Source organism: Nocardioides sp. Z40_12 (genome assembly GCF_058215795.1).
Window position 1 is genome coordinate 514,645 of sequence record NZ_JBZAJA010000002.1, and the last position, 19,218, is coordinate 533,862.

Consider the following 19,218-nt stretch of genomic DNA (forward strand, 5'->3'; position numbering starts at 1 on the left):
GATCCGCGTGGGCGCCCGGCCCGTGGGCGGCTCGGGTCAGTCGACCTGGCGCATCAGGCCGGTGTCGACGTCGTAGACGAAGCCGCCGACCAGCACGGTGCTGGGGATCAGCGGGTGCGAGCGCACCTTGCGCACGTCCTGGCGCAGGCGGGCGACCTGGTCGTCGACCACGCCGAACGACTGCCAGGTGGCGTCCTCGCCGAGGGCGGAGCCGATCCGCTCCTGCAGCTCCTCCTCGCTGGCGGTGGTCATCGCGCAGCGGGTGTGCGGCACCACCAGGACGCGCTCGACCCCGAGCAGGTGGGCGCCCAGCACCAGCGCCTCGAGGGCCTGGGGGGTGACCCGGCCGCCCGGGTTGCGGAAGATCTTGGCGTCGCCGTGCTTGAGGCCCAGCATCGCCAGCGGGTCGATGCGCGAGTCCATGCAGGTCACGATGGCGACGCCGGCATGGGCCCGCCCGTCGAATCCGCCGAGGTCGAAGTCGGCCGCGAAGGCCTGGTTGGCTGCCAGCAGGTCGTCGAAGTCGGTCACGAGGAAAAATCTAGCCCACGCACCACCGGCGTCCTGGCCGGGCCCGCCGCCCGCAGCAGCACCAGGGCCAGCACGGCCGCCAGGAGGGCGCAGGCCGCGGCGCCGGCGAAGACGGTCTGCTCCTGGGCGATCCCCGCCTCCTTCAGCAGCAGGGTGAACTCCGTACACCGGGAGGGGCCGCCGCAGACCTCCCGGACCGGCGGGACGTCGGCCTGCTCGGCGTAGTAGCGGCGCAGGCCGAGCGTGGTGAGAGCCGAGATCCCCACCAGCATCCCCACCATCCGGGCCACTACCACCAGGGCGCTGCTGAGCCCGTGCACGCCCGGGTCGGTGAAGGCCAGCACGGCCGCGTTGACCGGAGCCAGGGCCAGCCCGAAGCCCAGCCCGCCGACGACCAGCGGCACGCTGGCGTGCCAGTGCTCCAGGGCGTCGATGCCCCACGTCGACATCGCGAGGAAGGCGCCGGCGGCCAGGACCATGCCGAGCGCGGCGGTGGGGCCGGAGCCCCAGCGCCGGGTGAGGAAGCCGCCGAGCACCGCGCCCACCGGGAGGGCCACCAGGAACCTGACCAGCACCAGGGCGGCCATCAGCTGGGAGTCGCCGTAGATGGTCGTCCGGGCGAAGAGGGGGATGTCGATCAGCGCCGCGATCAGGGCGGCCCCCACGAAGAGGCTGACCAGCATCGCGCCCCAGGCCGGCGTCCGGCGCAGCGCCCCGCGCGGCACGATCGGGTCGGCCGCGCGGCGCAGGTGGAGCAGCAGCCCGGCCGTTCCCAGGGCGGCGCCGGCCAGGTACCAGACCCCCTGGTCGGAGAAGACCTCCACCTTGGGGTCGGCGGTGGCGAAGGCGAGGACGACCCCGCCGAGCGCCACGGAGAGCAGCGCGGCGCCGGTCAGGTCGGCCTCGCGCAGCGCGCGCCCCCAGGAGCGGACGTCGACCAGGGGACGACGCGCGGTGAGCAGGCGGACGACCAGGGCCGCTGCGGCCACCATGGTCAGCACGCCCACCGGGGTGAGCCAGCGGCTGCCGGTGACGAAGGGGACGAAGAGCTCGCCCCAGCGCAGGTCGCGCAGGATCGGCGGGGGCCGCAGGAAGGTGAGCGCGCCGGCGAGGAGCACCAGCAGCGCCAGGGCGGCGCCCGGCAGGTCACGCCGCGGGCCGCCGGGGGAGGCCAGGAGGTCGCGAGAGCGGTCGTCGAGCAGGCGCGGGGCCCGGGCGGCCAGGGCGCGGATCCCGGCGGCGAGCAGCAGCCCCACGGCCAGGTTGAGGGCGAAGATGGCGCGCCAGTCGGCCAGGGCGAGCACGACGGCGCCCAGCAGCGGCCCCAGGACCGAGCCGACCTCCTGGACCGCGGAGACGATGCCCAGCGGGACGCCGCGCCGCTCCTCGGGATACAGGTCGGCCACCAGGGCGAGCGTCGCCGGGACGAGGCCGCCGCCGCCGACCCCCTGGAGGAAGCGGCCCACCACCATCGAGGGCATGTCGTAGGCGAGGGTGGTGACCAGGGAGCCCAGCGCGAACAGCACCAGGGAGGCCACCAGCACCGGGACCCGGCCCCGGAGGTCCGCGATCCGGCCGATCAGCGGCAGCATGGCCACGTAGCCGAGCAGGAACCCCGAGACGATGGGCGCGGCACGCTGGAGCTGGTCCACCGGGATGCCGGCGCTGCCCATCATGTCGGGCAGCGCGAGCACGACCACGTAGGTGTCGGCCGCGGCGAAGGCCACCGCGCCCGCGGCCAGCCACAGCAGCGCCCGCTGGGCGCGATCGACCCGGGACGTCACGGGGCGACGATCTCCTTGGTGGTGCCGTAGTCCGTCAGGTCGACGGTGTAGGTCATCTCCTCGGTGTCGGGGTAGAAGACGCCGGTGAGCTCGGCGCGGCGCAGCTCGTCGTCCTCGGTGAGGAGGAAGACGGCCTCGAAGGTGTCTCCGGCGCTGCTGGGGATCACGTTCTCCATCACCGCGCCGTCGATGGTCCCGGTGTAGCTGGTGAGCACCTCGGCGTTGTCGACGCCGCCGCGCTCCTGGTCACCCTGCTGAGGGTCCTGCACCTCCTGCAGGAGGGTGGCGAAGCCCTGGTCGGGGCTGATCAGCCGCGACGGGTCGGGAGCGCCGTACTCGGCCGGGTCGACGTCGGACCAGCCCGGCGCCAGCGGGACCTGGGCCCAGACGATGTCGTCGACCGCCACCACCGGGACGCTGAAGACGCTGCCGGCCAGCCGGATGCCCAGGTCGCCCTCGAAGGCGGGTGCGTCGGTCGCCACCCCCGTGGCGCTGGTGATGCCGGTGACCCCGTCGGGCAGGTCGTCGGTGGTGAGGTCGAGGTGGAGGCCAGGCGTCTCCACCAGCCGGTCGCTCGCCGTCGCCAGCGCCTCCTCGACGTCCCGCTCGTCGGCCGGCTCGTCGGAGCTGCACGCGGACAGCGCGGCGGCGGGAGCCAGGAACAGGGCGGCCAGGGCCGTTCGCCGGAGCCCGGGGCGGGCCCGCCGGGTGCGGCGGCCCCGGGCCGGGGCGTGCAGGGCAGCGGTGTGCGAGGCAGTCATGGGGGCAGGGTGACACAGCCGCCCCCACGGGAGCGCCGCCACGCGCTCACCCATCCGCGGCGACCCCCAGCTGCCGGGCCACCGGCGACGCCACGGCGACGACCGGGATGCTGCCGGGGACCCCCGAGCCGTCCCGCCTGCCGTCGGCCGCGGGCAGCTCGACGGGCGCGCCGCTGGCGGCGGCCGCGCGGGCCGGCGCCGGCCCCGCCCAGGCCAGCACCAGGGTGTCCTCGCCCCGGAGGAAGCGGTGGCAGCGCACCCCGCCGGTGGCGCGGCCCTTGGCCGGGTACTCGGTGAACGGGGTGAGCTTCCAGGCGCCCGGCTCGGTGCCCGGGAGCGCGGTGGAGGCCCCGGAGGCGGTGAAGACCACGGCGTCCTCGCCCTGCAGCGCACCGAACCAGACGACCCTCGCCCCGGCGTTCAGCCGGATGCCGGCGATCCCGCCCCCGGAGCGGCCCTGAGGACGGACCCCGTCGGCGGAGAAGTGCAGCAGCTGCGCGTCGGAGGTGATGAAGCACAGCTCCTCCTCGCCGGTGGCCAGCGGCACGGCCCCGACCACCTCGTCGCCGTCCTTGAGGGAGATCACCTCCCACTCCTCGCGCGCGAGGACCTCGGGGTTGACCCGCTTGACGACGCCTAGCGCGGTGCCCAGGGCGAGCCCGGGTCCCTCCCCGGTCAGCGGGGCCAGCGCCAGGGCGCGCTCCCCGGCCTCCAGCTGGAGGACCTCGGTGAGCGGCAGCCCGCCCTGCAGGTTGGGGTCGTTGGCCGACGGTGGCAGCTGGGGCATGTCGAGGACCTGGGTGCGCACCAGCCGGCCCCGCGAGGTCAGCACCCCGACCTCGCCGCGGACCGTGGTCCGGACCGCGGAGACGACGACGTCGTGGTTGGCCCGCCCGCCGCCCTCGCCGGGGAGCTCGTCGGTCGAGGAGCGGGCCAGCAGGCCGCTGGAGGAGAGGAAGGCGAAGCAGGGGTCGTCGGCCACCTCCAGGGAGGCGGTGCCGGCCGTGACCGCGGTGCCGGCCGAGGCGAGCAGGACCGTGCGTCGGGGGGTGCCGAAGGTCTTGGCGACCTCGGCGAGCTCCTCGGAGACGACCGCGCGCAGGCGGGCCTCGTCGTTGAGGATCGCGTCGAGCTCCTCGATCTGCTCCTCCAGCTCGGTCCGCTCCTTGTCCAGCTCCAGCTTGGAGAACTTGGTGAGCCGGCGCAGGGGCATGTCGAGGATGTACTCGGCCTGGATGGTGGTCAGGTCGAAGACCGACATCAGGCGCTCCTTGGCCGCGGCGGCGTTGTCGCTGCCGCGGATCAGCTGGATCACCTCGTCGATGTCGAGGATGGCCAGGAGCAGGCCCTCCACCAGGTGGAGACGGTCCGCGGCCTTGCCGCGACGGAACGTCGAGCGGCGCCGCACCACGTCGAGGCGGTGGGCCAGGAAGACCTCGAGCATCTCCTTGAGCCCCAGGGTGCGCGGCTGCCCGTCGACCAGGGCGACGGCGTTGATCCCGAAGGACTCCTCCAGGGGGGTCATCTTGTAGAGCTGCTCGAGCAGCGCCTCGGGCACGAAGCCGTTCTTGACCTCGATGACCAGGCGCAGCCCGTTGGTCCGGTCGGTGAGGTCCTTGATGTCGGAGATGCCCTGGATCTTCTTGGACTGGACCAGCACCTTGATCCGCTCGACCACGCGCTCGGTGCCCACGCCGTAGGGCAGCTCGGTGACGACGATGCCCTTCTTGCGCGGGGTCACCGCCTCGATCCGAGCGGTGGCCCGCATCTTGAAGCTGCCGCGGCCGGCGGCGTAGGCGTCGCGCACGCCGTCGAGGCCGACGATCTTGCCCCCGGTGGGCAGGTCGGGCCCGGGGATGAGCCGCATCAGGTCCTCCAGCTCCGCCTTGGGGTGCTTGAGCAGGTGCTGGAGGCCCTGGACGACCTCGACGAGGTTGTGCGGGGGGATGTTGGTGGCCATCCCGACCGCGATGCCGGTGGCGCCGTTGACCAGCAGGTTGGGGATGGCCGAGGGCAGGACGGTGGGCTCGAGCTCGCGGGAGTCGTAGTTGGCCTTGAAGTCGACCGTGTCCTCGTCCAGGGAGCGGGTCATCGCGACGGCCGCCGGGGCCATCCGGCACTCGGTGTAGCGCATCGCGGCCGGGGAGTCGTCGGGGGAGCCGAAGTTGCCGTGCCCGTCGACCATCGGCAGCCGCATCGACCACGGTTGGGCCATCCGCACCAGGGCGTCGTAGATGGCGGTGTCGCCGTGGGGGTGCAGCTTGCCCATCACCTCGCCGACCACCCGGGCGCTCTTGACGTGTCCGCGGTCGGGGCGCAGGGACATGTCGTCCATCGTGTAGAGGATGCGCCGCTGCACCGGCTTGAGGCCGTCGCGGGCGTCGGGCAGGGCCCGGGAGTAGATGACGGAGTAGGCGTACTCCAGGAAGGAGGTCTTGATCTCGTCGCCGACGTCGATGTCGAGGATGTGCTCCTCGAAATCGTCGGGGATCGGGGGCTTCGTGCCACGTCGTGCCATGGCCGCCATTCTCCCGGTCCTGGTCCGGGTTGCCGAGGTAGGGCGCGCCGAGCCGCAGGGACGCGTTAGATTCAGCACGTGACCGATGCGGACTCCGCCACCACCACCTCCTACGAGCCACCTCGTCACTGGGAGGCGGACGTCCTGCTCCGGGACGGCCGGACCGCGCACATCCGCCCGATCAGGGCCTCCGACGCCGACCTGCTCGTCGAGTTCTACAGCCGGGTCTCCGACCAGTCGAAGTACTACCGGTTCTTCGCCCCCATGCCGCGGCTCTCCGACCGCGACGTGGCGCGCTTCACCCAGGTCGACTACCGCGACCGGGTCGCGTTCGTGCTGCTGGTGGGCGGCCAGATGATCGCGGTCGGCCGCTACGACGCCGTGGAGCCGGGCCAGGCCGAGGTCGCCTTCCTGGTGGAGGACAAGCACCAGGGTCGCGGCATCGGCCAGCTGCTGCTCGAGCACCTCGCCCAGGCGGGGCGCGAGTGCGGCATCGAGCGGTTCGTGGCCGAGGTCCTGCCCGACAACCACCCGATGATCCGCACGTTCAAGGACGCCGGCTACCAGGTGGCCAGCCAGTACGACGACGGCGTGGTGAGCCTGGAGTTCTCCATCGACCCGACCGACACCGCCATCGGGGTGATGGAGCAGCGCGAGCACCGCGCCGAGTCCGCCTCGATCGAGAAGTTCTTCAACCCGCGCTCGGTCGCGGTCATCGGCGCCAGCCGGCGCCAGGACACCATCGGCCAGGCCCTGGTGCGCAACCTGGTGCTCGGCGACTTCACCGGGCGCGTCTACGCGGTCAACCCGACGGCGGACGCGGTCTCCGGGCTCCCCACCTACGCCTCGGTCACCGAGATCCCCGACGAGGTCGACGTCGCCATCGTGGCGGTGCCCGCCGAGGCGGTCCAGGAAGTCGTCCTGGACTGCGCGGCCAAGGGCGTCCACGGCCTGGTGGTGATCTCCTCGGGGTTCGCCGAGACCGGGGAGGAGGGCCGCAACCGGCAGCGACAGCTCGTCGGGCTCTCCCGCTCCTACGGCCTGCGCCTGATCGGCCCCAACTGCCTGGGCGTGATCAACACCGCGCCCGAGGTCTCCCTCAACGCCTCCCTGTCCTCGGTGATGCCGCCGCGCGGTCGCGCGGGCTTCTTCTGCCAGTCCGGCGCGCTCGGTTCGGCGATCCTGGAGAAGGTCAACAACCGAGGGCTCGGCCTCACCACCTTCGTGAGCGCGGGCAACCGCGCCGACGTCTCGGGCAACGACCTGCTCCAGTACTGGGAGGAGGACGACTCCACCGAGGTGGTCCTGCTGTACCTGGAGTCGATCGGCAACCCGCGGAAGTTCTCGCGCATCGCGCGGCGCGTCTCGCGGCGCAAGCCGATCATCGCGGTCCGGTCGGGCCGCACCACCCAGGGTGTGCCGATGGGCCACGCCGTGCGCAAGATCGCCGCGCCCTCCCAGTCGGTGGACGCGATGTTCCGGCAGGCCGGGGTGATCCAGGTCGACACCCTGGAGGAGATGTTCGACGTCGCCCAGCTGCTCGCCCACCAGCCCCTGCCCCGCGGCCGCCGGGTGGCGGTGGTCGGCAACTCCGACGCGCTCGGGCTGCTCGCCGCCGACGCCGCCGCCGGCGCGGGCCTGGTGGTCAACAAGCAGGTCGCCCTGGGCTCCGACGCGGGCGCCGAGGACTTCGAGGACGCCCTCGACGCGGCCATCGACGACCCGGAGGTCGACGCGGTCGCGGCGATCTACATCCCGCCGCTCAACGTCTCCGGCGAGGACGTGGCCAACGTGCTGGCCGCCATCGGCGAGCAGTCCGACAAGCCTCTGGTCACCACCTTCCTGGGCGCGGAGGGGGTGCCCGAGCTGCTGCGCGTGCCGGACGTCGCCGGGTCGACCGCCGGCCGCGGCTCGGTCCCGTCCTACCCGGCGGTCGAGGCGGCTGTCCGGGCGCTGGCCCGGGTGGTGGAGTACGCGATGTGGCTGCGGAGCCCCGACAAGCCGCCGGCGGACGCCGAGCTGGTCGACCGCCCGGCCGCCAAGAAGCTGGTCGGCGAGCTGCTGGCCGAGCACCCCGAGGGCCACGACCTCGGCGAGGAGTCGCTGCACGACCTGCTGGCCGCCTACGGCATCGAGATGTGGCGCAGCTACCCGGTCGCCGACCTCGAGGCGGCGCTGGAGGCGGGGGAGCAGCTGGGCTGGGACGTGGTGCTCAAGGCGACGGCCCTCCACCTGCGGGACCGTCCCGACCTCGCCCACGTGTGGCGCAACATCGACTCCGCCGCCGAGATGACCGATGCCTGGAACACCCTGCACGAGGTGATCACCGACCCCGGGTCCGCCGGGTTCGTGGTGCAGCGCAACGCGCCGCCCGGGGTGCCGGTGGCGGTGGCCAGCATCGAGGACCCGCTCTTCGGGCCGGTGGTCTCCTTCGGGGTCGGCGGGCCGATGACCGAGCTCCTCCAGGACCGGTCCTTCCGGATCCCGCCGCTGGCCGAGCACGACGCCCAGGACATGGTCCGGGAGATCAAGGCCTCGCCGCTGCTCTTCGGCTACCGCGGGAGCGAGATCGTCGACGTGGAGGAGGTGGAGCGGATCGTGCGCCGGGTGGCCCAGCTCCAGCACGACCTGCCGCAGGTCCGCTCGCTCTCCCTCCCGCTGGTGCTGGCCGGCCGGGACGGGTGCTCGGTGCTCGGTGGCGCCTGCCGGATCGAACCGGTGCTCGACCCCCGCTCGGACTGGTTCGTGCGGCGGCTGAGCATGATGCCGGGCGACACGCTCCCGGACTGAGCGCGCGGGCGCCGCGCGCCCTCGCACTAGGATCGCGGCCGTGCTGGTCTCCGACTCCCATCGCTTCCTCTTCGTGCACGTGCAGAAGACGGGCGGCGTCAGCGTCGAGCACCTGCTCCGGCCGCTGCTCCCGGACGTGCGCACCCTGGACGGCCTGACCCGGCACGCGCGCCTGGCCCAGGTGCTGCGGGCCGAGCCCGGCCTGGTCGACTACTGGACCGTCGGCTTCGTGCGCAACCCCTGGTCCCGGCTGGTCTCCTGGTACGGGATGGTGCAGCGCTTCCGCGAGCTGGCCGCGAAGGGGTCGCCGAAGGCACGCCGCTTCCTGGAGGGCGGGGGGTTCATGGCCGGCGTGGCCCGGGACTACCCCGACTTCGAGGCGTTCGTGATGCGGGGGCCCGACGACTGGCCGCGGCTGCGCACCCCCCAGGTCACCTACCTGCGGGCGCCCGGCCGGGAGGCGGACTTCGTCGGGCGGACCGAGTCCTTCGAGGACGACGTGCGCAGCGTCATGCTGCACCTGGGGCTGCCGACGCCGGAGCGGGTGCCCCGCGACAACGCCGCCCCGCCGCGCGACTACCGCGACGAGTACACCCCCGTCATGCGGGACCGGGTCGCCGAGGTCTTCGCCGCGGACCTCGAGGCTTTCGGCTACGTCTTCTGAGGGGCATGACAGACTGCCCCCATGCGCAGCAGGACCCCCGGTCACCCCACGGACGCGAAGGACCACGCCCGCCGCCTGCGGGTGGCCGTCGAACGGACCGGCTACTACCCCGACGTCGTGATCGACGGGGTCTTCTCCGCCCTGGGGGGCGAGGAGGTGGTCGCCTTCTACGTGCACCACGAGCCGACCTTCGAGCGCGACGAGGTACGTCGCCACCTGACCGTGGCGGTGCTCACCCCCAGCCGGCTGATCCTGGCCCACACCGACGAGCACCCCGGCGACGACCTGCTCCCCGAGCCGCACACGTCGACCTCGACGGAGGCGGTCACCCTGTCGGCGGTGCGTTCGGTGGTGGTGACCCGGATGGTCGCCAACCCGACCTCCGGGCCGGCGCCGGCCGCCGAGGCGGTGCTCACCATCGGCTGGGGCGGCGTCTCCAGGATCGACCTGGAGCCGGCCTCCTGTGCCGACCCGCAGTGCGACGCCGACCACGGCTACACCGGGGTGCTGGCCGGCGACGACTTCTCGCTGCGCGTCTCCGCGGCCGCCGAGGGCCGGGACGCCGTGACCGGCCTGCTCGACTTCGCCGAGGCGCTCTCGGCGCGGACCCGCGGGGCATGAGCCCCGACTCCTTCGGAGCGCCCGACTACGGATCGCGGACCCTGAGCGACGTGGTGCCCGCGGTGGCCCGCGCCCTCGGCTCACCGCTCACGGATGAGGGGTCGATGACCCTGCCGCCGGCCCCGTCCTACGTGGTGTTCCTGATCGACGGACTGGGCGCGCGGCTGCTCTCCCGCTACGCCCACGCGGCGCCGTTCCTCTCCTCGCTGCTCGACGACCGGGCCACCGGGTCGGCCACGGTCCCCTCGACGACGGCGACCAGCCTGACGTCGTTCGGCACCGGCCTCCCACCGGGCGCCCACGGCCTGGTCGGCTACACCTCCCGGATCCCCGGCACCGACCGGCTGCTCAACGCGCTCGCCTGGGAGTCGGGGGTGGACCCGCGGCAGTGGCAGCCGCACCCGACGGCGTTCTCCCGGCTCACCGCCGCCGGGGTCTCGGTGACGGTGGTCAACAAGCGCGACTTCGCCACCAGCGGACTCACCGTGGCCGCCCACCGCGGCGCCGACTACGTCGGCGCCGACCGGGTGGGGGAGCGGATCGCCGCCGTCCAGGCGGCCTCGGCCGCGCAGCCCTCGCTCACCTACGTCTACGACGCCGACCTGGACTGGACGGGGCACAAGTTCGGGGTGGCCTCCACCCAGTGGCTCCAGCAGCTCGCCATGGTCGACGCGGAGGCGGAGCAGATGCGCGAGGCGCTGCCGGCCCACACCCGGATGCTGGTGATCGCCGACCACGGCATGGTCGACAGCCCGCCCGGCTCCCGGATCGACGTCGACGAGCACCTCGAGCTCCGCTCCGGCGTCGCCCTGCTGGGGGGAGAGGCACGCTTCCGCCACGTCTACTGCGCCCGCGGGGCGGTCGCCGACGTGGCCGCCACCTGGCGCGAGGTCCTGGGCGACCGGGCCGAGGTGCTGACCCGCGACGAGGTGGTGGCCGCGGGCTGGTTCGGTCCGGTCGACGCGGGCGTGCTGCCCCGGATCGGCGACGTGGTGGCGGCCTGCCGGGGCGACGCCGCGATCGTCTCCACCGCCGACTTCCCCTACGAGCACCAGCTCGTCGGGCTGCACGGGTCGCTCACCGACGACGAGATGCGGATCCCCATCCTGCTGGCGTGAGCCGCGCGGGACCCGCGGCCGCGCTCAGCCGAAGGGCAGCGGCTCGGGGGCCAGGCTGACCGCCTTGGCCCGGGCCGCGGTCAGGCGGCGCCGGTGGTGCTGGCGGCACAGCACCTCGTAGGCGACGTCGCTCGGCGCCTCGTCGGCCGCCTCCACGTCGCCCACCACCACGACCTCGCCCTCGACCACCATGGCGCCGTTCTCGGTCCGGGCATTGTGCGTGGCCCGCTTGCCGCACCAGCAGAGCGCCTCGACCTGGAGCACGTTCATCCGGTCGGCCAGCTCCACCATCCGCGCGGAGCCGGGGAAGAGCACGGTGCGGAAGTCGGTCAGGATGCCGAAGGCGAAGACGTCGATCTGGAGCTCGTCGACGACCTTGGCCAGCTGCTCGACCTGCTCGGGGGAGTAGAACTGCACCTCGTCGCAGATCAGGTAGTCGATCCGGCCGCCCCGAGTCAGGGTGTCCACGACGTACTTCCAGAAGTCGAAGTCGCTGTCGACCTCGAGGGCCTCGTGGGTGAGCCCGAGGCGGCTGGAGAGCACGGCCTGGCCGCCACGGTCGTGGGCGGTGAAGATCCTGCCGGCCCGTCCCCGGGTGGCGTGGTTGTGGTTGGTCTGGAGCGCCAGGGTGCTCTTGCCCGAGTCCATGGTCCCGGTGAAGAAGTGCAGTTCGGCCACGGTCGAGGATCCTTCCACGGACCGCCGCCGGCCGGACAGCCGGGCTCGCCGTCGGTTGGGGGGTGCGGCTAGCGTCGCCCCATGGAATTCCGACACCTCGGCAACAGCGGGCTCAAGATCTCCGAGATCACCTACGGCAACTGGCTCACCCACGGTTCCCAGGTGGAGAACGACGTCGCGACCCAGTGCGTGCGGGCCGCCCTCGACGTCGGCATCACCACCTTCGACACCGCCGACGTCTACGCCAACACCGCGGCCGAGACGGTCCTGGGCGAGGCGCTGAAGGGGGAGCGGCGGGAGTCGCTGGAGATCTTCACCAAGGTCTACTGGCCGACCGGGCCCAAGGGGCACAACGACAGCGGCCTCTCCCGCAAGCACGTCATGGAGTCGATCGACGGGTCGCTGCGGCGCCTGCAGACCGACTACGTCGACCTCTACCAGGCACACCGCTTCGACGCCTTCACCCCGCTCGAGGAGACCATGCAGGCCTTCGCGGACATCGTGCGCAGCGGGAAGGCGCTCTACATCGGGGTCAGCGAGTGGACGGCCGACCAGCTGCGGGCCGGGGTCGAGCTCTCCCGCGAGCTGGGCTTCCAGCTGATCTCCAGCCAGCCCCAGTACTCCATGCTCTGGCGGGTCATCGAGGACGAGGTGGTCCCGGCCTCGCGCGAGCTCGGCGTCTCCCAGATCGTCTGGTCCCCGATCGCCCAAGGCGTCCTGACCGGCAAGTACCTGCCGGGTCAGGCCCCGCCGCCCGGCTCCCGGGCCACCGACGAGAAGGGCGGGGCCGACATGATCGGCCGCTTCATGCAGGAGCGCACCCTCGAGGCGGTGCAGGGCCTGCGCCCGGTCGCGGAGTCGGTGGACCTGACCATGTCCCAGCTGGCGGTGGCCTGGGTCCTCCAGAACGACAACGTGGCCTCGGCGCTGGTGGGTGCCTCGCGCCCCGAGCAGGTGCACGAGAACGTCGCCGCCGCCGGCGTCCGCCTCCCTGACGAGGTGATGGCCCGCATCGACGAGGTGCTCGGCGACGTCGTGGTCCGCGACCCGTCCCTGACGGCCAAGCAGACCATGACCCAGCGCCCCTCGTGACCGCGACGGGCGGGCCGCTGGTCAGCGCCGAGGAGCTGGCCGGGCTGCTCGGCGCCGTGACCGTGCTCGACGTGCGCTACCGCACCGGGGCGCCGCCGGGGGAGACGGGCCGGGAGGTCTACCTGGCCGGTCACCTGCCGGGCGCGGCGTTCGTCGACCTGGACCGCGACCTCGCCGCCCCGCCCGGTCCGGGCGGGCGGCACCCGCTGCCGGCTCCGGCCGACTTCGTCGACGCCATGCGACGCTGCGGGGTCAGCGACGAGCGCCCGGTGGTCGTCCTCGACGACTGGCAGGGGCGCGCGGCGGCCAGGGCGTGGTGGCTGCTGCGCCTGCACGGGCACCGCGACGTCCGGGTGCTCGACGGCGGTCTCGCCGCCTGGCGTGCCTCGGGCGGGGTGCTGGTCGCCGGTGAGGAGGAGATCGCCCCCGGCGACCTCACCCTCGCCGCCCGGGCGGACGGCATGCCCTGGGTCGAGGCCGACGACGTCCCTGCCGTCGGCGTCCTGGTCGACGCGCGGGCGCCGGAGCGCTACCGCGGTGAGGTCGAGCCGCTGGACCCGGTGGCCGGGCACGTGCCGGGGGCCGTCAACGTGCCGACCGAGGCCAACCTCCGCGCGGACGGGCGGTTCCGGCCGGTCGCCGAGCTCGCCGACCTCTACGCGGCGGTCGGCGCCGTGCCGGGAGCCGACGTCGCGGCCTACTGCGGGTCGGGGGTGACGGCCGCCCACGACGTCCTGGCCATGGAGGTCGCGGGGGTGCGCGCGGCGCTCTACCCGGGCAGCTGGAGCGGGTGGGTCACCGATCCGCGGCGTCCGGTGGCCCGCTGAGCCCACGGGACGCCGGCGGGCGCCTCAGTCGCCGGAGCCGCCGCCGAACATGATCTCGTCCCAGCTGGGGACGGAGGCCCGCCCGCGGCTCTTGCGCACCGGACGGCGCGGCGTCTCGGCCGGCTCGTCCGCCTCGGCGGCCGGGGTCTGCGCCGGCTGCGGCGCGGCGGGCTCACGTGCCTGGTCGTCTGCCTTCTGGGTGGTGCTCGGGGAGCTGGCGCGGTCGGCGGGCTCCTTGTCGAGGAAGGCCTCGACCGGCAGGCTGTCGGACAGGTCGGCGGTCTCGTCGTGCGCCCCGGCCGGCGCGGCGGCGCCCGTGCCCGCGAGCATTTCCAGGGCGTCGTCGCCCAGCGGCAGCTCCTCGGCCGGCACGGCGGAGAGGCGGCGGCGGGTGGTCCCGGCGCCCGCCGGGGCGGGGCTCTCGGCCGCCGGCGTGGGGCCGGCCTCGCCGACCAGCCACCGCGCGTGGTCGTTCTCCACGGTCACGTAGTTGCCGGGCACGTCGAAGGTGAAGGTGGCGGTGCCGCGGCGGCCGGGCGTGCTGAACTCGCCGGTGAGGGTCCACCGGCCGTCCTCGCGCCGGAAGGCGTCCCACTCCACCGAGCCCGGGTCGAGGTTGGCGCCGCGCAGGTGGGTCGTCACCGTCTCCTCCAGCGTCCGCCCGCCACCGAGGGAGCCGGACCCCTCCGACGAGCGACGCCGCACCGAGGAGCGCTGGGCCCGCTCGGCGACGTGTGCGCGCTCGGCCAGCACGGGGGCGGCGTACGGCATGATCTTCTCCACCGTCGCCTTGGCGGCCTGGGCCACGGCCTCGGGGGTCTCCCCGGCCCGGATGCGGGCCTGGATGTCACGAGGGCGGAGTGCGCTGTCCATTCGAATCTCCAACTGGCCGGGGCGGGGTTCCTCTCCGCGCAGGGCTGCGCGGAGCTTGGCGTCGGCAGCGAGGGTGAACTCCTCACCCGCGTCGTTGACCAGGAGCAACCGCTTGCGGTCCTCGCTGAGTCCCACGAGCGTGAGGTGTGCCTTCGCCTGCACTGCTCCTGCTCCTGCCCTGTCGGGCCCCGGAGGTGACCGGGGCATTCATGCGGTGGTGCGAGCCTACGCCAGCCCCCACCCGGCACGGGCGGACACGCGCGCACCACGCGACCGATCAGGGCCCGAGCACGCGGCGCAGGTAGGCGTTGGCGAACACCCGGTCCGGGTCGAGCCGCTCGCGCAGCGCCCGGAACCGGTCGAGGTCCGGGTGCACGCGAGCCAGCTCCTCGACCCCCAGCGAGTGCAGCTTGCCCCAGTGGGGCCGCCCGTCGTGGGCCCGGACCAGGGCCTCCATGGCCCCGAAGTACGGCCGGTGGTCCATCGTGTGCGGGACGTGGAAGGCCAGGTAGCACACGTCGCGCCCGCGGGCCGTCGACAGCGGTACGTCGTCGGCGGGGGCGGTGCGGATCTCCACCGGGAAGCCGATGCGCCAGTCGTGGGCGTCGATGACCCGACGGGCCTCCCGCAGCACCGCCAGCCCCGCCTCCCGCGGCACGGCGTACTCCATCTCCCGGAAGCGCACCTCCCGGGTCGAGACCAGGACCCGGTGTGCCACGTCCGAGTACGACCGGGCCGACAGGGCCCGGGTCGCCAGGCGGTTGACGGTGGGGACGACGGCCGGGGCGCGGACGCCGAGGGCGGTGAGCAGGCCGAAGACCTTGTTGGAGAGCAGGTCGTCGTCGAGGCGGCGCTGCCACCCGGGGAGCGGCCGGCGCTCTCCCACCTCGTCGGCGAGCCGGGTGTTGGCCTTGAGCAGGGCGCCGTCGCTGTGGGGGAACCAGTGCACGTCGACGTGGTGGTGGGCCTCGACCAGCTCGTCGTGGGTGGCCAGCAGCTCGTCCCAGCCGACCGGCCGCTCCTCGGCGAGCAGCAGGAAGAGGGGCTCGACGCGGAACGTCAGCGTGATCAGCACCCCGAGGGCACCCAGCGCCAGGCGCCCCAGCTCGAGGACCTCGGGGCTGTGCTCCGCGTCCGCGGTCAGCACCTCCCCGGTGCCGGTGACCAGCTGGAGGCCGCAGAGCTGGGCGGCCAGCCCGGCGGTCAGCCCGCCGCTGCCGTGGGTACCGGTGGAGACGGCCCCGGCGAGGGTCTGCTCGGCGATGTCGCCCATGTTGTGCAAGGAGAGCCCCAACCGCTCCAGCTCGCGGTTCAGGTCCTTGAGCCGGGTGCCGGCGTAGGCCGTGACGGTCATCGCCTCGCGGTCGACCGAGACGATGCCGGTCATCGCCTCGGGCCGCAGCATCGTGTGCTCGGGGGTCGCGATGCCGGTGAAGCTGTGGCCGGCGCCCACCATCTTGACAGTCGTCCCGGTCTCACGCGCGTGGGTCACGGCGTCACGCACCTCGCCGGCGTCGGCGGGGGTGAGCACCCGCGGCACGACGGCGGACTCGGTGCCGGCCCAGTTCGTCCATGCCGTCATGGGGTCAGGCTAGTGGGCCGCCGCGGCCGGCGTCGCGAGGTGGGCTAGCGCGTCGCCCCGGTGCCGGTCGTGGGTCGCGCGGCGCTGCCACCGAGCGGGGCGAGGGCCGACGCCGCCAGCCCCACCACCCCCGCGGCCACCGCCACCCAGAAGGCGGCGGAGGCGCCCTGGTGGTCGACCACGTATCCCGCGGCGGCGGCGCCCGGGGCGATACCGGCGATCAGCCCCGTGTGCAGGATCGCCATGCCCTCGGTCAGGCGGCCCGCCGGCACCGACTGCTCGACCAGGGTCAGGGTGGCGATCAGCGTGGGGGCGATGGCGAGCCCGCCGACCACCATCACCAGCGCCATCAGCGGGACGGAGGAGACGAAGACCGGGGGCACCATGGCGACCGCGAGGGCGGCCGTGCCCAGCCTGACCCGGAAGGCCGGCGGCCGCCGCCACGCCACCGCCCCGGTCACCAGGCCGGCGGTCAGGCTGCCCAGGGCCCAGCACGCGAGCAGGATCCCGGCCGCGGCGGCGACACCCTGCTCGTCCGCGAAGGCCACGGTCACGACCTCGGCGGAGCCGAAGAGCGTGCCGAGCGCCAGGCTCACCAGGGCCAGCGGTCCGACCACACGCCAGGGCATCGGGGGTCTGGGCCCGGTGTCGCCCCGGCCGCGGGGCGGCGGCTGGGTGCTGCGCTGGGCGGCGTAGGCGAGGGTGCCGGCAAGACCCAGGACCAGCGCCGCGAGCAGACCGGCGGCCGGGTGCCACAGGGTCGCCAGGGCGGTCACCAGCACCGGGCCGGTCATGAAGACCACCTCGTCGAGCACCGACTCCAGCGCGAAGGCGGTCTGCACCTCGCGCGGGTCGTCGAGCAGGTGCGCCCAGCGGGTCCGGACGCTGGCGCCGACCTGGGGCAGGGTGGCGCCGGCCAGCGCCGCGAAGAGGTAGGTCGTCACGATCGGCCAGGACTCCTGGACCGAGAGCACCAGCAGGCTCAGCGCGACGCCGAAGGCCGAGATCGCCAGGGGCAGGACGGCGGACTGGCCCAGCGTGTCGAGCAGCCGCCCGTGGACCAGCGCCAGGGCGGCCTCGGCCAGCACGTAGGCCGCCGAGACGGTGCCGGCGAGACCGTAGGAGCCCGTCTCGGCCTCCACGAGCAGCACGATGCCCAGGCTGACCATCGAGATCGGCAGCCTGGCCACCACGGCGGCGGAGCTGAAGCGGAGAGCGCCGGGACGGCGGAGCACACGGCGGTAGGAATCCAACATCGTGACCGCAGCCTAGGCATGCCTACGATGGCTTTCATGACCCTGGCTCCCGGTCCCGACGTCTCTCCCTACGACGCGCTGCTGCTTCTCTCCTTCGGTGGGCCCGAGCGCCCCGAGGACGTGGTGCCCTTCCTGGAGAACGTGACCCGCGGTCGTGGCATCCCGCGGGAGCGGCTGGAGGAGGTGGGGCAGCACTACTTCCTCTTCGGCGGGCGCTCGCCGATCAACGACCAGAACCGGATGCTGCTCGCGGCGCTCCGCGAGGACCTCGCGGGGGCCGGGATCGACCTCCCCGTCTACTGGGGGAACCGCAACTGGGACCCCTACCTGACCGACACCGTGCGCCAGATGGCGGCCGACGGGATCCGGCGGGCCGCGGTGCTGCCGACCTCGGCGTACTCCTCCTACTCCTCGTGCCGCCAGTACCGGGAGAACCTGGCCGACGCCGTCGCCGAGGTCGAGGGGGCGCCGCGCCTGGACCGGCTGCGGCAGTACTTCAACCACCCCGGCTTCGTGGAGCCGGTGGTCGACGCCACCCTGACGGCCCTGGCCGAGCTGGGTGACCCGCTGCACGGCGAGCCGGAGCTGGTCTTCGTCACCCACTCGGTTCCCACCGAGATGGCACGGACCAGCGGGCCGCACGGCGACGCCTACGTGGCCCAGCACCGCAGCGTGATGGAGGAGGTGGTCGACCGGGTCCGTCACGAGACGGGAGGCCGGCTCCGCCACGACCTGGTCTACTGCTCCCGCTCGGGGGCGCCCCACGTCCCGTGGCTGGAGCCGGACGTCAACGACCACCTGGAGACGCTCGCCGCCCGGGGTGCCCAGTCGGTGGTGCTGGTCCCGATCGGCTTCGTCAGCGACCACATGGAGGTCATCTACGACCTCGACACCGAGGCGATGGACACCGCCAAGCGGCTCGGGCTGCGCGCCGCCCGGGCGGCCACCCCCGGCATCGACCCCCGCTTCGTCGCGATGATCCGAGATCTCGTGGTCGAGCGGGCGGCGCTGGAGCGCGGCGAGAGCCCGGAGCCGGCGGCCGTGGGGTCGCTGGGACCGTGGCCGGCCCTCTGCGCACCCGGCTGCTGCCCCAACCCCCGGGGCCCGCGCCCGGCCCTGTGCGGGATGCCGGAGTGAGCGGAGGCGGCCACGACCTCGCCGTCCGGCTCCGCGACGTCGCCGTCGAGGTGGCCGTGGAGGCGGCCGCCCTGGTCCGGGACCTGCGCGCCGAGGGCGTCTCGGTCGCCGGCACCAAGTCGAGCAGCGTCGACGTGGTGACCGAGATCGACCGCGCCAGCGAGCAGCTGGTCAGGCGGCGCCTGGCGCAGCTGCGCCCCGGCGACGGCGTGCTGGGCGAGGAGGAGGGCGACACCCGGGGCAGCACGGGGGTGCGGTGGGTGGTGGACCCCGTCGACGGGACCGTCAACCTGCTCTACGGCATCCCGGAGTACGCGGTCTCCGTCGCCGCCGAGGTGGCGGGCGAGGTGGTGGCCGGAGCGGTGGTGGACGTGGCCGCCGGGCACGTCTACGCCGCCGCCCGCGGTCACGGGGCCACGCGCGACGGCTCGCCGCTGCGGGTGCGCGACGACGTCCCGGTCGGCCAGCGACTGGTCCTCACCGGCTTCGGCTACCTGCCCGAGGTCCGTGCCCACCAGGGCGCCTGCGTGGCCCGCCTGCTGCCGCGGGTCCGCGACATCCGGCGGATGGGCTCGTGCGCCCTCGACCTGTGCCACGTGGCCGAGGGGCGGGCGGACGCCTACGTGGAGCAGGGCCCCCAGTCCTGGGACTGGGCGGCGGGGTCGCTGGTGGTCCAGGAGGCGGGCGGCCGCTTCGAGCGCCTTCGGGGCGGCGGACCGTCGCCGGGCCCGGGGCTGGAGCCGGGCCGCGTCCTGGTCGCGGCGCCGGCTGCGGGGTGGGAGCCGCTGGTCGCCGTGCTGGCCGAGACGGGTTTCCTGAGGAGTCCTGGCGAAGGGTCGGCGGAGGGGGAATAGGCGGGGGCCGGCGGTCGTTGGTCCGGTCGCGCGGGCGTTTGGGCCGCACTCGGGCGGGGCACTGCTCCTCGTACGAGCACATGGTGCACAATCGGCCCGCGCATGAGGACTAGGCCGGTGGCCCCGGCCAGC

The 19,218-nt window shown here is 74.0% G+C and carries 16 protein-coding genes; 8 read left to right on the forward strand and 8 right to left on the reverse strand.

Annotated elements, in window-relative coordinates:
* Nucleotides 1-36 precede the first annotated feature (36 nt).
* The 4 genes from AC4BG9_RS05665 to AC4BG9_RS05680 are packed head-to-tail and all read right to left on the reverse strand — an operon-like array spanning nt 37 to nt 5,594.
* Nucleotides 37-531: a beta-class carbonic anhydrase gene (locus tag AC4BG9_RS05665; RefSeq protein ID WP_490570100.1), complete on the reverse strand. Its 495-nt coding sequence runs from the start codon at nt 529-531 to the stop codon at nt 37-39.
* Nucleotides 528-2,315 carry an MFS transporter gene (locus tag AC4BG9_RS05670; protein ID WP_490570101.1) on the reverse strand — a complete coding sequence of 596 codons (1,788 nt, stop codon included), beginning with the start codon at nt 2,313-2,315 and terminating at the stop codon, nt 528-530. The genes AC4BG9_RS05665 and AC4BG9_RS05670 overlap by 4 nt, the downstream gene beginning before the upstream one ends.
* Nucleotides 2,312-3,076 (reverse strand): LppX_LprAFG lipoprotein, encoded by a 765-nt coding sequence (locus AC4BG9_RS05675; protein WP_490570102.1) that lies wholly within the window; start codon nt 3,074-3,076, stop codon nt 2,312-2,314. The genes AC4BG9_RS05670 and AC4BG9_RS05675 overlap by 4 nt, the downstream gene beginning before the upstream one ends.
* A 46-nt stretch (nt 3,077-3,122) precedes the next feature.
* Nucleotides 3,123-5,594, reverse strand: coding sequence for a DNA gyrase/topoisomerase IV subunit A (locus AC4BG9_RS05680; RefSeq protein WP_490570103.1), 2,472 nt, complete (start codon nt 5,592-5,594; stop codon nt 3,123-3,125).
* A 78-nt stretch (nt 5,595-5,672) separates the two neighbouring features.
* Between AC4BG9_RS05680 and AC4BG9_RS05685 the strand changes: the two genes are divergently transcribed.
* The 4 genes from AC4BG9_RS05685 to AC4BG9_RS05700 are packed head-to-tail and all read left to right on the forward strand — an operon-like array spanning nt 5,673 to nt 10,787.
* Complete coding sequence (locus tag AC4BG9_RS05685; protein WP_490570104.1) at nt 5,673-8,384, forward strand: bifunctional acetate--CoA ligase family protein/GNAT family N-acetyltransferase; 2,712 nt, start codon at nt 5,673-5,675, stop codon at nt 8,382-8,384.
* 40 nt (nt 8,385-8,424) lie between these two features.
* Nucleotides 8,425-9,048, forward strand: coding sequence for a sulfotransferase family 2 domain-containing protein (locus AC4BG9_RS05690; protein WP_490570105.1), 624 nt, complete (start codon nt 8,425-8,427; stop codon nt 9,046-9,048).
* Between the two features lie 21 nt (nt 9,049-9,069).
* Entirely contained in the window at nt 9,070-9,669 is a 600-nt protein-coding gene (locus AC4BG9_RS05695) for a DUF5998 family protein (RefSeq protein WP_490570106.1), read from the forward strand.
* A complete protein-coding gene (locus AC4BG9_RS05700) occupies nt 9,666-10,787 on the forward strand; it encodes an alkaline phosphatase family protein (protein ID WP_490570107.1) in 1,122 nt (373 codons plus the stop codon). The genes AC4BG9_RS05695 and AC4BG9_RS05700 overlap by 4 nt, the downstream gene beginning before the upstream one ends.
* A 24-nt stretch (nt 10,788-10,811) precedes the next feature.
* On the opposite strand, the gene AC4BG9_RS05705 is transcribed toward AC4BG9_RS05700, so the two are convergent.
* Nucleotides 10,812-11,465 (reverse strand): thymidine kinase, encoded by a 654-nt coding sequence (locus AC4BG9_RS05705; protein WP_490570108.1) that lies wholly within the window; start codon nt 11,463-11,465, stop codon nt 10,812-10,814.
* A gap of 81 nt (nt 11,466-11,546) precedes the next feature.
* Between AC4BG9_RS05705 and AC4BG9_RS05710 the strand changes: the two genes are divergently transcribed.
* Together AC4BG9_RS05710 and AC4BG9_RS05715 are read left to right on the forward strand one after the other, a co-directional pair.
* Nucleotides 11,547-12,557 carry an aldo/keto reductase family protein gene (locus AC4BG9_RS05710; protein WP_490570109.1) on the forward strand — a complete coding sequence of 337 codons (1,011 nt, stop codon included), beginning with the start codon at nt 11,547-11,549 and terminating at the stop codon, nt 12,555-12,557.
* Nucleotides 12,554-13,384, forward strand: a complete 831-nt coding sequence (locus AC4BG9_RS05715) for a sulfurtransferase (protein WP_490570110.1) — start codon at nt 12,554-12,556, stop codon at nt 13,382-13,384. Before AC4BG9_RS05710 ends, AC4BG9_RS05715 begins: the two co-directional genes overlap by 4 nt.
* A 24-nt stretch (nt 13,385-13,408) precedes the next feature.
* Here AC4BG9_RS05715 and sepH read toward each other — a convergent pair whose 3' ends face one another.
* From sepH to AC4BG9_RS05730, 3 genes are all read right to left on the reverse strand, one after another.
* Nucleotides 13,409-14,419: a septation protein SepH gene (gene sepH, locus AC4BG9_RS05720; RefSeq protein WP_490570111.1), complete on the reverse strand. Its 1,011-nt coding sequence runs from the start codon at nt 14,417-14,419 to the stop codon at nt 13,409-13,411.
* A 115-nt stretch (nt 14,420-14,534) separates the two neighbouring features.
* The gene (locus tag AC4BG9_RS05725) at nt 14,535-15,839 is read right to left on the reverse strand and encodes a D-arabinono-1,4-lactone oxidase (protein ID WP_490570112.1); all 1,305 of its coding nucleotides are present in this window, start codon (nt 15,837-15,839) and stop codon (nt 14,535-14,537) included.
* A 44-nt stretch (nt 15,840-15,883) separates the two neighbouring features.
* Entirely contained in the window at nt 15,884-17,095 is a 1,212-nt protein-coding gene (locus AC4BG9_RS05730; RefSeq protein WP_490570113.1) for an MFS transporter, read from the reverse strand.
* A 36-nt stretch (nt 17,096-17,131) separates the two neighbouring features.
* Here AC4BG9_RS05730 and AC4BG9_RS05735 point away from each other — a divergent pair, with 36 nt between their 5' ends.
* A complete protein-coding gene (locus AC4BG9_RS05735; protein WP_490570114.1) occupies nt 17,132-18,232 on the forward strand; it encodes a ferrochelatase in 1,101 nt (366 codons plus the stop codon).
* Nucleotides 18,229-19,086, forward strand: a complete 858-nt coding sequence (locus tag AC4BG9_RS05740; RefSeq protein ID WP_490570115.1) for an inositol monophosphatase family protein — start codon at nt 18,229-18,231, stop codon at nt 19,084-19,086. Before AC4BG9_RS05735 ends, AC4BG9_RS05740 begins: the two co-directional genes overlap by 4 nt.
* The last annotated feature ends 132 nt before the right edge of the window (nt 19,087-19,218 follow it).

Bases quoted from the DNA above. Each gene is read 5' to 3' on its own strand.
- AC4BG9_RS05695 (WP_490570106.1), top strand. From the start codon at position 9,070: ATGCGCAGCAGGACCCCCGGTCACCCCACGGACGCGAAGGACCACGCC.
- AC4BG9_RS05675 (WP_490570102.1), bottom strand. From the start codon at position 3,076: ATGACTGCCTCGCACACCGCTGCCCTGCACGCCCCGGCCCGGGGCCGC.
- AC4BG9_RS05680 (WP_490570103.1), bottom strand. From the start codon at position 5,594: ATGGCACGACGTGGCACGAAGCCCCCGATCCCCGACGATTTCGAGGAG.
- AC4BG9_RS05725 (WP_490570112.1), bottom strand. From the start codon at position 15,839: ATGACGGCATGGACGAACTGGGCCGGCACCGAGTCCGCCGTCGTGCCG.
- AC4BG9_RS05700 (WP_490570107.1), top strand. From the start codon at position 9,666: ATGAGCCCCGACTCCTTCGGAGCGCCCGACTACGGATCGCGGACCCTG.
- AC4BG9_RS05730 (WP_490570113.1), bottom strand. From the start codon at position 17,095: ATGTTGGATTCCTACCGCCGTGTGCTCCGCCGTCCCGGCGCTCTCCGC.
- AC4BG9_RS05710 (WP_490570109.1), top strand. From the start codon at position 11,547: ATGGAATTCCGACACCTCGGCAACAGCGGGCTCAAGATCTCCGAGATC.
- AC4BG9_RS05735 (WP_490570114.1), top strand. From the start codon at position 17,132: ATGACCCTGGCTCCCGGTCCCGACGTCTCTCCCTACGACGCGCTGCTG.